At 43.3% G+C, this 13,783-nt stretch carries 13 protein-coding genes; 11 read left to right on the forward strand and 2 right to left on the reverse strand.

The genetic code is table 11. The annotated features are described in order from the left end of the window. The first annotated feature begins 80 nt into the window (after positions 1–80). The 3 genes from dgt to LKO26_RS04035 all read left to right on the forward strand — a co-directional run bounded on the left by dgt (position 81) and on the right by LKO26_RS04035 (position 3,631). Positions 81–1,436 (forward strand): dGTP triphosphohydrolase, encoded by a 1,356-nt coding sequence (gene dgt / locus LKO26_RS04025; RefSeq protein WP_227586557.1) that lies wholly within the window; start codon positions 81–83, stop codon positions 1,434–1,436. 102 nt (positions 1,437–1,538) lie between these two features. Continuing rightward, a complete protein-coding gene (locus tag LKO26_RS04030) occupies positions 1,539–2,456 on the forward strand; it encodes an SPFH domain-containing protein (protein ID WP_227586558.1) in 918 nt (305 codons plus the stop codon). Between the two features lie 125 nt (positions 2,457–2,581). After that, positions 2,582–3,631, forward strand: a complete 1,050-nt coding sequence (locus tag LKO26_RS04035) for a bifunctional transcriptional activator/DNA repair enzyme AdaA (RefSeq protein ID WP_227586559.1) — start codon at positions 2,582–2,584, stop codon at positions 3,629–3,631. Between the two features lie 5 nt (positions 3,632–3,636). Here LKO26_RS04035 and LKO26_RS04040 read toward each other — a convergent pair whose 3' ends face one another. After that, entirely contained in the window at positions 3,637–4,071 is a 435-nt protein-coding gene (locus LKO26_RS04040; protein ID WP_227586560.1) for a type I restriction enzyme HsdR N-terminal domain-containing protein, read from the reverse strand. Positions 4,072–4,078: 7 nt separating this feature from the next. Between LKO26_RS04040 and holA the strand changes: the two genes are divergently transcribed. Continuing rightward, positions 4,079–5,116, forward strand: a complete 1,038-nt coding sequence (holA, locus tag LKO26_RS04045; protein ID WP_227586561.1) for a DNA polymerase III subunit delta — start codon at positions 4,079–4,081, stop codon at positions 5,114–5,116. A gap of 2 nt (positions 5,117–5,118) precedes the next feature. Here holA and LKO26_RS04050 read toward each other — a convergent pair whose 3' ends face one another. After that, positions 5,119–7,326, reverse strand: coding sequence for a M20/M25/M40 family metallo-hydrolase (locus LKO26_RS04050; protein ID WP_227586562.1), 2,208 nt, complete (start codon positions 7,324–7,326; stop codon positions 5,119–5,121). A 111-nt stretch (positions 7,327–7,437) separates the two neighbouring features. Between LKO26_RS04050 and udk the strand changes: the two genes are divergently transcribed. The 7 genes from udk (at position 7,438) to LKO26_RS04085 (ending at position 13,651) form a co-directional block, all read left to right on the forward strand. Next, entirely contained in the window at positions 7,438–8,055 is a 618-nt protein-coding gene (udk, locus tag LKO26_RS04055; RefSeq protein WP_227586563.1) for a uridine kinase, read from the forward strand. A 2-nt stretch (positions 8,056–8,057) separates the two neighbouring features. Then, positions 8,058–8,414: an FtsB family cell division protein gene (locus tag LKO26_RS04060; RefSeq protein ID WP_227586564.1), complete on the forward strand. Its 357-nt coding sequence runs from the start codon at positions 8,058–8,060 to the stop codon at positions 8,412–8,414. 27 nt (positions 8,415–8,441) lie between these two features. After that, the gene (locus LKO26_RS04065) at positions 8,442–9,608 is read left to right on the forward strand and encodes a methylmalonyl-CoA mutase family protein (protein WP_227586565.1); all 1,167 of its coding nucleotides are present in this window, start codon (positions 8,442–8,444) and stop codon (positions 9,606–9,608) included. Between the two features lie 96 nt (positions 9,609–9,704). Continuing rightward, positions 9,705–10,778 (forward strand): class I SAM-dependent methyltransferase, encoded by a 1,074-nt coding sequence (locus LKO26_RS04070; RefSeq protein ID WP_227586566.1) that lies wholly within the window; start codon positions 9,705–9,707, stop codon positions 10,776–10,778. 65 nt (positions 10,779–10,843) lie between these two features. Next, on the forward strand, positions 10,844–11,074 hold the full coding sequence (locus LKO26_RS04075; protein ID WP_227586567.1) for a hypothetical protein: 231 nt from the start codon (positions 10,844–10,846) through the stop codon (positions 11,072–11,074). A 138-nt stretch (positions 11,075–11,212) separates the two neighbouring features. Continuing rightward, positions 11,213–12,592, forward strand: coding sequence for a dipeptidase (locus tag LKO26_RS04080; RefSeq protein WP_227586568.1), 1,380 nt, complete (start codon positions 11,213–11,215; stop codon positions 12,590–12,592). A gap of 138 nt (positions 12,593–12,730) precedes the next feature. After that, complete coding sequence (locus LKO26_RS04085; RefSeq protein WP_227586569.1) at positions 12,731–13,651, forward strand: T9SS-dependent choice-of-anchor J family protein; 921 nt, start codon at positions 12,731–12,733, stop codon at positions 13,649–13,651. Positions 13,652–13,783: the final 132 nt, after the last annotated feature.

The following is a 13,783-nucleotide window of genomic DNA, read 5'->3' on the forward strand; positions in this document are numbered from 1 at the left end:
TTTTCAGAAAAATTATTAAAAACAGTCCCTGTGCGAAAGTACGGGGACTTTTTTTGCGCTGAAATGCCTATTTTTGAAGCATGATACTCAATGAGATTTTCACCAGCCTCCGTACCGGAAATCACGGCACTACCCAGTCTGCCCGTACAGATTTTCAACGTGATTTTGACCGGATTGTTTTTTCATCAGCATTTCGCAGATTGCAGAATAAAACCCAGGTGTTTCCCTTGCCGGGCAGTGTTTTTGTCCATAACCGCCTTACGCATTCGCTGGAGGTTTCATCTGTAGGCAGAAGTCTGGGAAGCATGGCCGGCCGCTATATCGCAGAAAAGTACTGTTCGGATCTGAATGAAGTGGCAGTGGATTTTTACCGCCATCAGCTGGGAAATGTGGTGGCTGCCGCCTGTTTATGTCATGACGTGGGAAATCCTGCATTCGGACACTCCGGTGAGGACGCCATTGCCAGTTATTTTGAAAGGAATGAAAGTGGTTTAAAATCAAAATTCAATGACAAAGAATGGTCAGATCTGGTGAATTTTGAGGGAAATGCCAATGCCATCCGGGTGCTCACCCATCAGCAGACGGGAAAAGATACCGGTGGCACACAACTTACCCATACCACGCTGGCCAGTATTGCCAAATATCCTTGTGAGGCCATTGGCAAAAAGAAAGGCATTATTCATCGGAAGAAATTCGGATTTTTCCAGACGGAAAAGGATACTTTCAGAAGCATTGCCGAATCGGTGGGAATGAAAACAGAACAGGAGGATCCGCTGATCTACAAAAGACATCCGTTTGTATGGCTGGTAGAGGCTGCAGATGATATCTGCTACAATATCATTGATATGGAAGATGCCCACAGGCTCGGAATTGTATCTACAGGTGACATAGAAAATCTGTTTATAGAACTCATCAAATCAGAGAATGCGGATGTTTCAAGGGTCAATGAGAAACTCGAGGCAATCGGGAATGCGAATGAGCGCATTTCGTACCTGCGCGCAAAAGTCATCAATGCACTCATCAACAAGGCCTACCATAATTATATAAAACATTTTGAATCAATTTTAGAAGGCAGTCTGGAAACCGGATTGCTGGATTTTTACAGAAAAGAAAATAAAGCACTGCAGGAAATCGAACGCTTTTCTATTGATCACATTTATGGGCACCGCTCTGTGGTTGAAATAGAAAATGCAGGTTATAATGTCATGTACGAACTTATAGACCATTTTGTGGTTCCGGTTTGCAAAGAATCACATGCGCTGAAAAGCTATGATAAAAAAGCCCTGCAACTGATGCCTTCTCAGTTTCATTATAAAGACGGTACTACATACGAAAAAGTGCTGGGCGTGCTGGATTTCATCTCCGGAATGACGGATAATTTTGCCACAGACCTATACAGAAAAATCAAAGGAATTGATATCGGTATGACGGTGTAAGGGCTTCAAAATATTTGTGCATAAACCTTGTATTTACCGGGCTGTTTCAGCAGAATTTTGTATCTTTAAACGATTTTAAACACAATAATTAAAAATTAAACTATGAGTTATTTAGGTTTTCTGATTTTCTTTGCGCTTGTGGTCCTGTTCATGTCTTTCTTCACGGTGAAGCAGGCTACAGCAGCCATTATAGAGCGTTTGGGCAAGTTTCATTCCGTACGTCATTCGGGATTGCATCTTAAAATTCCGTTCATAGACCAGGTGGCCAAAAGAATGAACCTCAGAATACAGCAGCTGGATGTCATTATTGATACAAAAACGCTGGACAATGTATTTGTAAGGATGAAGGTGTCTGTGCAGTACCAGGTGATTAAAGAGCAGGTAGCAGACTCTTTCTACAAGCTTGAGAATCCTGAAAATCAGATTACGTCTTATGTATTTGATGTGGTCCGTGCAGAAGTGCCGAAGATGAAACTGGACGATGTTTTTGTGCGCAAAGATGATATTGCAATCGCTGTAAAAGGCGAATTACAGGAAGCGATGCAGAGTTATGGTTATGATATCATCAAAGCACTGGTAACGGACATTGACCCAGATGATCAGGTGAAACATGCTATGAACAGAATTAACGCTGCTGAACGTGAAAAAACTGCTGCAGAATATGAATCTGAAGCACAGAGAATCCGGATTGTAGCCGTGGCCAAAGCCGAAGCAGAGTCCAAAAAATTACAGGGACAGGGTATTGCAGACCAGCGCCGCGAGATTGCGAAAGGTCTGGAAGAATCTGTAAAAATGCTGAATAATGCCAATATCAATGAGCAGGAAGCTTCCGCATTAATCATTATTACCCAGCACTACGATACCTTGCAGTCTATTGGTAGTAATAATCGCAGTAATCTTGTATTATTGCCCAATTCTCCTACCGCTGCCAGCAGCATGCTGAACGATCTGGTGATATCTATGGCTGCCACGCAGAAAATGGATGATTTGTCCAAATCTGATATGCCGCCGCCAAGGTAAAGTTTTTAACTGAATATTCCTCAAAGCTGAACAATCGTTCAGCTTTTTTTTTGGAATTGCCTGTTCAGTTTTCGGTTGCCGGGAAATCAGTTTAATTTTAACTTTGTGTCGATAAGATGACTAAGATGCTTTTAAATCACGAAATCATGTACCGGGCTTCGGTAGAGAAAAATCCCGAATTTGAAGGGGTGTTCTGGATGGGAGTGAAGACCACTGGAATTTTTTGCAGACCCACCTGTACTGCCAGAAAACCCAAATCTGAAAATGTAGAGTTTTTCTTTTCTGTGGCTGAGGCGATGGAAAAAGGATACCGGCCATGTAAAATTTGTCGTCCTCTGGAGAATCCCGGCACAATGCCGGAAGCCATAGCCGTTATGATGAATGAACTTACCGGAAACCCTGATCTTAAAATTACAGATGAGGAGCTCAAAAAACGGAACCTGGAGCCTGCCACGGTAAGGCGCTGGTTTCTGAAACATTACGGAATGACTTTTCAACAGTTTCAAAGGTCGTTCCGGCTGAATGCAGCAATGAAAAAATTACAGCAGGGCAATTCTGTTTTTGATGCAGCCTATGATTCCGGTTTTGAAAGCCTGAGCGGTTTTCAGGACGGTTTTAAGAAAGTATTCGGGGTGGCTCCGTCTCAAAGGTCGCAACAAAAAGCGATGGATGTGAAGCGCATTGAAACCCCGCTGGGAACCATGTACGCAGGAGCAGTGGAGCAGGGCATCTGCATGCTGGAGTTCGGTGACCGTTCCAATCTGCCGGAAACCTGTGCCAGGGTAGCACTGTTGCATGATGCCAGGGTTGTGCCGGGTGCCAATGTTCATTTTGACCATCTTGAAACCGAACTTCAATCTTATTTCGCCGGCGCATTGACCTCTTTTACGGTTCCGCTGGCTCCTGCAGGAACAGATTTTCAAAAGCGGGTATGGCAGACCCTGCAGCAAATTCCGTACGGCGAGCGCTGGACGTACCGGCAGCAGGCTGCAAAACTTGGCAATGAACGTAAAGTCCGTGCAGTAGCGAATGCCAACGGGCTGAACCGGATTTCTATTGTAATTCCCTGTCACCGGGTCATTGGCAGTGACGGAAAACTGACCGGCTACGGCGGTGGTGTATGGCGGAAACAGAAATTACTGGATCTGGAACGCTCTGTTATCGGAGGGTTGTAAAGTGATTAAAAATCAAAATTGTAGAACTGATAGCCTTCTGTGGTAAAGCGGGCGTTAATATGGTGAATGCCATTGCTCAGTATAATTTCAGGAGCGGCCAAAACTGAATTGTAACGGGCAATTTGCTCAAAAGTTTTTTCGGTGAGTTTTACCGAGGGTGCTTTGCATTCAATCAGGATTTTGGGGTTGGTTTTTTCGGTAACCAGCAAATCGATCCTTTTGGAAAGACCATGCAGAACCACTTTTCTTTCACTGATGAGGGCAGAGGTTGCATATCCTTTGCAACTCAGAAAATAATGAACCCAATGTTGACGCACCCATTCTTCCGGCGTAAGCAGCAGGTAGGATTTACGGGTCAGATCATAAATAAAAAAGTTATCTTTGTCTTTCCTGAAATTAAAATTGAAAGTTTCTGGGAAATTTAGTTTTGGCAGTTGCAAAGTTTGTATGAAAGAATTAGAATTAATCCTCAAAAGTATTAAAAATAAAACACTTCTCCCCATGTATTTTTTCCACGGAGAGGAGCCTTATTTCATGGATATTGCAGTGAAGGCTTTTGAGAATGAACTTCTGGAGGAAGATGAAAAAGCATTCGGGCAAACTGTGGTGTACGGAAAAGATACTTCTCTGCCCGAAATTATAGCCGCTGCACAGCAGTTTCCCATGTTCGGAAACATCAATCTGATTATTGTAAAAGAAGCACAGGATCTTAAATTTACAGAGGATCAGGTTCCGGCGCTGGAACATTATATAGAGAATCCGGTGGAAACCACGGTGCTGGTATTTGCCCACAAGCATAAAAAAATTGATACGCGCCGGAAATTTTCGAAGCTTTTAACCAAAAATAAATACCTGCATCTCAGCGAAAGCCTTAAGGAATATCAATTGGCCAGATGGATTGCAGAAGAATGCGCAAACATGGGCATTCAAACAGCGCCCAATATTTCGCATTTGCTGGCAGAGTACCTGGGTAACGACCTTTCGCGCATAGCCAACGAACTCAACAAACTGAAACTCATTTTACAGGAAGGAGAAATACTGGACAGTAAAATGGTGGAAAAGCACATTGGAATCAGTAAGGATTATAATGTGTTTGAGCTTCAGAAAGCATTGGGAACCAAAAACGCAGCAAAGGCGATGCAAATTGTTCATTATATCGGGAAAAGCCCGAAAAATAATCCCCTGCCTATGATGATGGGCAATCTGTATAACTATTTTTCAAATCTCATCATCTTCCATACTATGCATGGAGCCAGCCAGCAGGAATTAGCCGGAGCCATGGGCGTCAATCCCTATTTTGTGAAAGATTTTGCAGAGGCTGCGCGCTACTATCCGCTGAAGCACCTCTCGCGTATTATCTCGCTGCTGCGTGACACGGATATGAAAAGCAAAGGTCTGGGGTCTAACCAGACCGATGATGCTGAACTTTTTCAGGAGCTGATTTACAAAATCCTGTTTGTAGACCAGCTGAAGGTGAAAACCTGATCTCAGAATTTCACTGCCAGAACTTTGCGCTGACCATTGCGCATAATCGTGACCGGAAGTTCGTCCCCGGCATTTATTTTTGACAGACATTCCATATAGGAATATACCTCCTGAATCTTGCATTCACCTATTTTTATCAGAATGTCGCCTGCTTCTATGCCTGCTTCATGAGCAGGACGGTTTTCGGAAACACCATCTATATGCAGTCCGTCCTTGGTGTCTGCATAGCTCGGCATAATGCCCAGAGTCACTTTGTATTTGGGAACAGCACGGCTTTGCGAAACTTTGGTTTTTGTGAAAGGAATTTTTTCTGTTTCGGCAAGTTCGCCGGCAATTCCATGTACATATTTCGTAATCGTTCTCAGTCCTTCCAGGTTTATTTTTTCTGAATCATCACTGGGTTTATGGTAATCTGCGTGCGTTCCTGTGAAGTAAAAGAGCACCGGAATATCCTTCAGATAAAAACTGGTGTGATCACTGGGGCCGACACCGGAACTGTCTATGGCAAGATTATAGCCGGCAGGTTTATACCGCTGAATGAGCCCGGTAAAAGCTGGCGAGGTGCCCACACCGCCTACGGTAAGCTCTTTGTCCTGATTCAGCCTGCCCACCATGTCCAGATTGATCATGGTCACTACGTTCGGGTAGCGGGATTTTACGGTTTCAGCGAAATGTTTGGATCCCATCAGGCCGTCTTCTTCGCCGGAAAACAGCACAAAAACGTAATTGGCCTTTTCTTTGGTCTTATTTTGAGAAAACATTCTTGCCAGTTCCATTACAGCAGAGGTTCCGGATGCATTGTCATCTGCACCGTTATGAATCTGACCATACGCATTCATCTGGGTAGAATTGTGATGCTCATTAAGTCCCAGGTGGTCATAGTGCGCTCCAATGATGATGGTTTTGGATGCCTGATTATCCAGATACGCACTCACATTGCGGCTGGAAATGGTGACTGAAGAATTTTCCTCATGCGGATTCAGTTTTACGGAGTATTCAAACGGCTCAATTTCTGTTTTCAGGCCATAGCTTTTCAGTTTGGCAGCAATATAATCTGCTGCTTTTTTTTCACCGGCACTACCGGCCAGACGTCCCTGAAGTTCATCAGATGCCAGATATTGCACGTTGGTACGCAGGTGATCCACAGAAGGGATATCGTTCGGATCGGTATCTACCCAGTCTGCAATGAACACATTGGTTTCATGGGCTTTATCGCCCTGCCGGTTACTGGAAAAAACAAGTTTCCGGCCATCGGGAGAGAACATCGGGAAAGCATTGAACTCACTTTCATAAGTTATTTGCTGCAGATTTTTTCCGTCAATATCTATGGAGTAAATATGAAAATCATAGCCGCGGGTAGAATGGTGATTAGATGAAAATAGAATTTTTTTGTCGGATGGATGAAAGTACGGCGACCAGTTGGCTTTGCCCAGTTGGGTAATCTGTTTCAGACCGGTACCGTCTATATTCATGGTGTACAGTTCCATCTGAGTAGGAGCCACCAGGTTTTGGCTGAGCAAATCTTTGTATTCTTTCACTTCCTCCGGTGTTTTGGGACGGGATGAGCGGAATACCAGTTTTTTGGAATCGTGAGAAAAAAAGGCACCTCCGTCATAACCTAGATCAAAAGTGAGTTGCTTCAGGTTTTTGCCGTCTGCATCCATCCGCCAGAGTTCCAGATCACCGCTGCGCATGGAGGTGAATACAATATATTTTCCGTTTGGCGAGAGAACAGCCTCGGCATTGTAACCCGGGGTATCGGTCAGTTTTTTAACGATTTTTCCTTTCAGGTCTGCTATATAAAGGTCAAATTCGGGATAGATAGGCCACAGGTATTTGCCATCAGGCCGTGGCGCCGGTTTGGCAGGACATTCCGGAGAAGCTTCGTGGGTAGAGGCATACAGAATATGTTTGCCGTCCGGCATAAAGAATGAGCATGTGGTTCTGCCTTTTCCTGTGGAAATCAGATTCAGATCCTGCACATTGCCTTTGCGTCTTGCCAGATCCAGCAGATAAATCTGGTCACAGTGAGCGCCAAGTTGCGGATTGGTGACCTGCAGGGTGAGTTTTTTACTGTCCGGCGAGAAATAGGCCTCTGCGTTATCGCCCCCAAAGGTGAGTTTTTGAATATTTCTGAGGTGATGTTCCTGAGCAGAAAGTGAAAGTCCGGAAATCATCAACAGTGAAAGTAAAAAGTTGCGCTGATTCATAAGAGTTGCTTTGAGACAAATTTAGTTAAATAATCGGTTGTTTTATTCAAAAAATGATGGATGTATCGGTTTGATTAGCGTAAAATAGTATATTTGTGCAAAAGATTTTATATGCTCGTTATTGGAATTGCAGGCGGAACCGGATCCGGGAAAACCACTGTGGTCAACAAAATTCTGCAGCAACTTAACACAGAGGGGGTTAATGTGCTTTCGCAGGATAATTATTATCATGACAACCAGCACCTTACCTTGACGGAAAGAGAAATGCTGAACTACGACCATCCGCATTCCATAGATTTTGAATTGTTGCTGAATCATGTTCAAATGCTCAAGAATAACCAGACTATAGAACAGCCGGTGTATTCATTTGTGACGCATTCCCGAACCGGAGACCATGTGCTGGTAGAACCGAAAAATGTGCTGATTGTGGAAGGAATTCTGGTCCTCAGCAATAAAGAGCTTTTGAAAGAATATGACCTGAAGGTTTTTGTGCAGGCAGACTCAGACGAGCGCCTCATCAGAAGAATACGCAGAGATACCCAGGAACGCGGACGCGACCTGCAGGAAGTGCTTCATCGCTATCAAACCACGCTGAAGCCTATGCATCAGGAATTTATAGAGCCGTCAAAAAATCATGCAGATCTTATTGTCCCCAATATGAAGCATAACACGGTGGCTATTGATTTCCTTTCTACCGTAATCAACAATACGCTCAAAAAAGTCCATTAACCATGGAAGATCCGTTAATTAAAGATATAAAGCCAAAATCTCCGGTGGTGAAGTTTATCCGGAAGTATATTCTTGATAAGTATTTTGTCACCATACTCTTGTTTCTGGTCTGGATGATTTTTTTTGACAGTACCTCGTTTCTGGTCATTAATGACATGAATTCGGAAATAAAAAAATACGAGGAACAACTCGAGTATTATAAAACCGAATACCGGAAAAACGATGATTTTTACAAAAAACTCATGAACAATAAGGAAGAAAAGGAAAAATACGCACGGGAGAATTATTTCATGAAAAAACCAAATGAAGAAATCTTTATTCTGGTGGTAGACAGCACGGAAATTACAAAGAAAAATTAATCAATTATCAGGATAAAATACAGCAGTATGTTCGCAAAAACATCATTGACCGACTGGGAAAATATAGTTAAAAAACAATTAAAATCTGAAGATTTGTATGGCGCTCTTCAGAAGGATAATCTGGAAGGTGTCCTGGTGAAACCTTATTACGGTAAAAGCAAAGACGGCCTGTCGCCATTGCCGAAAGTGGCAGAATCTACCCATCTGGTGGCAGAATACAGCGCAAGTCTGGATGAAAATGTTTCCGCAATACTGCTGAATCAGAATGTGGAAATGCTGGAGGATAAAGTGATTTTCATTAACAATAAGGATCTGGCAGAGCATATCTCACCATTAGAAAGCAACCAGTATTTTTCGCTAATTGATGTTTTTTCTGATGATACCGATGGTGTGCTGAAGGAAAACCTGGCCAAAGAGCTCCTGGAAAAATCTTTCGGCCGCAATATCTGTATTGATGTTGCTTTGCATCAGAATGCGGGCGCGTCAATTATTCAGCAACTGGCACTGGCACTTTCTAAAACTAAAGATCTGCTGGAGGTATTTGGCGCTGAAATTCTGGACCGTCTGGTATACAGATTGGCTGTGGGTGGTCATTATTTCTTTGAGATTGCCAAAATCCGTGCCTTGAAACTTTTAGTTAATGAACTTTTCAAAGAGTACGGCCGGGAGGGAATACCCTTTATTTTTGCCGAAAATACCCTCCGCAACAAGTCAGCTCATGATCCGGAAAATAATCTCATCCGTTCTACACTGGAAATGTCTGCGGCCATGGTGGCAGGTGCTGATGCGGTGTTTTCTCATGATTTCAAAATGGAAGAAGGAGATGGTCTTTCTGCTGAAATTGCTTTTAAGCAACAGATTGTGCTGGCTTATGAAAGCATCATCAATGTTTTTGAAGATGCGGCCGGTGGCAGCTATCTGGTAGAAGATCTTACCCGTCAGTTTGCAGAAAAATCCTGGCAATCGTTTCTGGAAATGGAGGAAGCAGGGGGTTACGCGGAACTTTTCAAATCAGGGAAAATTCAGAAAGAAATTTATAACCATGCAGTGCTGGAACAGCAATGGGTAGAGGACGGGAAAATCAGCCTCATTGGCGTGAACCTTTATCCGAAACTAGAAAAAACAAAATCTGTGGAAGAATTATATGACCCTTTTGCGCTTAAGGCCGTACGCTGGTCGGCAATGTATGAATAATACCTATTGAAGTATCATTTGAATAGTGCTATATTAAATACGGAGGTTCAGCAATATATCCATGCAAATCTGAATTCGGATTTGCATGCTTTGTTATTGAAAAAATCCCCTTTTGAAGGGGTCTCCATGCAGGAAATTGCACAGCAGGTTAAAGGCCGCAAGGTGGCGCAGAAAAAGTTTCCGTTTTTGCTGAAAGAGGGCATTGTGTTTCCGCCGGGTCTGAACCTGGAACAGGCCTCTTCTGAATCAACCGCCATGTGGAAAGCGCAGGAATTAGAGGGGAAAACCTTTGCAGACCTTACCTCCGGATTTGGCATTGATGCCTACTTTCTTTCAGAAAAGTTTGAAGAAGTTGTTCTGATAGAGCAGAACCCCGGTTTGCTGGAAATTGTACAGCATAACTGGGAAACTCTAGGCCGGAAAGCCCGTTTCATCAACCGGAATTTGCAGGATTTTATTTCTGAAAACCATAGTCGTTTTGACGTGGTGTATCTGGACCCTGCGCGGCGGGATGATGCGCTGCATAAAAAGTTTCTTCTGGAAGATTTATCGCCCAACCTTCTTGAAATCTGGAAAGATTTGTCCGCTATTTCAAATCAGATTATGGTGAAACTTTCGCCACTTATAGACATCAGTTACCTGATTTCTGTTATTCCCGGGATTACTGAAATAGATATTATTGCCGTGCGCAACGATGTGAAGGAACTGATATTGAAAGCCGGAAAAGCATCAGAAGCCAATGGTCTCCGGATCCGGTGCGTGAATCTGGAAACCCACGAGCCCGAGTTCTTATTTAATTACGACGCCGAAAAAACGGCCTCGGCAGCGTATTCCAATGTGCAGAATTTCCTTTATATTCCGAATAATGCAGTGCTGAAAGCAGGTGCTTTTCAGACTTTAGCCGCTGCATTTAATCTCCAGAAACTGCATCCCAATACCCATTTCTATACCTCAGATGAGAAATTGACCACATTTCCCGGCCGGATACTTGAGGTAGAAGCTATAGAAGCCAGAGAGATTCGTAGCGGCGAAAAATTCAATATCATCTCCAAAAACCATCCGCTGACTCCGGATCAAATCCGGAAAAAATATAAGATTTCGGACGGTGGAAACCGCTACCTGATTTTCACGCAGACGCAATCCGGGAAAATTATCCTGAAATCAAAGTGAAAATTTTGTGCAGACAATCTATATTTCTTATTTTTGGACAAAATATTAATAAAGATAATTGAGATATGAAAAAATTGGTAATGGTATTGGCTGCTGCAGCGTTCGTGGTAAGCTGTAAGAAAGTGGCTGCCGGCGGAAATCAGGGTGTATTAAGAATGGGAGATGATGTAGAACGCTATGATACTCATGAAACAAGAGCCGCACAGCCAGAAGCAGAACGTGCAGAAGTTGTCGTAGTTACAGACAGTGCTGCTGCATTGGCAGTTCCTGCAGCCGTTATAGACTCTGCGCAGTAGTCATAGTCCTGCGACAGACTGTCCTCCGAAACAATTTAAGCCTTGCCGGTGCAGGGCTTTTTTCGTATTTTTACGTCATTGTTTTTCTGCAGAACGCAGAAAGATTCACATGATTATCAACTTAGTTTATTTATTCCTATGCAAGAAACACTGAAATACATTCAAGAAAACAAACAACGTTATATAGACGAACTTTTTGAACTGCTCAGAATAGCGTCTATCTCTGCAGACCCTGCGTACAAAGATGAGGTGCTGAAATGTGCCGGTGTAGTAGCCAATCACCTGAAAAACGCCGGAGCAGATGAGGTGGAAGTTTGTGAAACCCCGGGAAATCCGATTGTTTACGGAGAAAAAATCATTGATAAAAATTTGCCCACCGTTCTGGTGTATGGTCATTATGATGTACAACCGCCGGATCCGCTGGAATTATGGAATAAACCACCGTTTGAGCCGTACATTCAGAAAACAGAAATCCATCCTGATGGTGCCATATTTGCCAGAGGTTCTGCTGATGACAAAGGGCAGTTCTTTATGCATGTAAAGGCCTTTGAAGCCATGATGCAAACCAATTCCCTGCCTTGTAATGTGAAATTCATTATAGAAGGGGAAGAAGAAGTGGGATCTGTGAGTCTTGCCGGCTGGGTGACCGAAAATAAGGAGAAACTGGCCTGCGATTGTATTCTGATTTCGGACACCGGACTTTATTCCCGGGAACAGCCTACTGTAACCACCGGACTTCGTGGTCTTAGTTACGTGGAAGTAGAGGTAGAAGGGCCGGACAGAGATCTGCACTCCGGTCTGTATGGCGGTGCAGTTCCCAATCCCATTCATGTGCTGAGCCGCATGATTGCACAACTGATTGATGAGAAGGGCAAAATTACCATCGACGGTTTTTACGATAATGTGCTGGAGGTTTCTACTGAGGAGCGTGCCGAAATGAATAAATTGAAAGATGACCCGGCAAAGTTTATGGAATCCATAGGTCTGAAGGGAGTGGAAGGAGAGGAAGGTTATACCAAACTGGAGCGCACATCCATTCGCCCTACGCTGGATTGTAACGGGATTTGGGGTGGCTATACCGGCGAGGGTGCCAAAACCGTAATTCCAAGCAAGGCTTTTGCTAAAATTTCCATGAGGCTGGTTCCTTATCAGACACCGGATGAGATTACTGAGAAATTCAAAAATTATTTCGAAAAGATTGCTCCGGATAACGTGAAAGTGAAAGTCACGCCTCATCATGGCGGTATGCCCTATGTATTGCCAAGTGATACCAAGGAGTTTCAGGCGGCCAGAAAAGCCATGGAAACCGCATTCGGTACAGAGGTTTTGCCGTACAGAAGTGGTGGCAGTATTCCGATTACAGCGATGTTTGAGGATGTGCTGGGCGCCAAATCTGTGTTGATGGGCTTCGGGCAGGACAGTGATGCGATTCACTCGCCGAATGAACATTACGGATTGTTCAATTTTTATAAAGGTATAGAAAGTATTCCGCTGTTCTTTGAGAATTACGCACAGTAATTTTAAATGAAGCAGATCACATATCATTTTCCCGGCCCGGTGCCGGGATTTTTTTTCGCATAATTGTGATTATATGTAAAACTGTATTGTCATATTGAATAAATGTTTTAACTTTACTAAAGTAAACTTACTATTATTATGAAAAGACTTTTATTCTCATTAATGCTGGGCGGTGCTGTATGCGCTCAGGCACAAACTACTCTTCTGGACGAAGGTTTTGAAAGTTATACAGATTTCGCTATTACCGGTTTTGGATCTTGGCTCACTTTGGATCTTGATTTATTGCCAACTTATTCGGGTGGTCTTGCAAATCCCACCTGGCCCAATGTGCATCAGCCTATGGCTTTTCAGATTTTCAATCCCACAGCTGCCGGAGTGACAAATTCAACAGACCCGTTAGATGAACTGAGAAATTTTGATCCTCACGGAGGTTCTAAATATGCTGCGGCATGGAATGCAGTTCCCTCTGCTACTGTCCCGGGAAATAATGACTGGCTTATTTCGCCTGCATTACAATTGGGAACATCCGGAAACGAACTGACTTTTTGGGTGAAATCACTGAGCAGTAGTTATGGATTGGAAACCTATAAAGTGGGGGTGTATGTCGGTTCCGGCACACCAACATCAGCGGCAGACTTTACCATAATTTCCGGAGCAACTCCGCTTACAGCGCCTTATCCGAACTGGGAACTGAAGACTTATAATCTTGATAATTATTCCGGGCAAATGGTACGGGTAGCCATACAGTGTGTTTCATCAGATAATTATATGTTTATGGTAGATGATGTCAAAGTAACGACCATGGCTCCGCTGGCTACAAACGAGGTGCGTGGAAAGGATGTGAGCGTGTCAGTGTATCCAAATCCTGCTTCAGATGTGTTGAATATCAAGACTAAAGATCAGATTAAGAGCATAACCGTATTTGATTCGTCTGGAAGAAAAGTAAATGTAAACGCTTCGGATCATATAGTATATGTGAAGTCACTTACCCCCGGTACTTATCTGATCATTATCGAAACGGATAAAACTACAGTTACCGAAAAATTCATTAAAAAATAAGATGTCAATTATTTGCGAGTGAATTCCGGCCCGGCGCCGGGATTTTTTTTCACTTAATTGTGTTCATTCATAAAAACATATTGTCATATCCAATAAAAGTTTTACCTTTACTACATTAACAATCAAAATATT

The sequence above is a fragment of the Chryseobacterium sp. MFBS3-17 genome, from assembly GCF_020687745.1.
Lineage (GTDB): Bacteria > Bacteroidota > Bacteroidia > Flavobacteriales > Weeksellaceae > Marnyiella.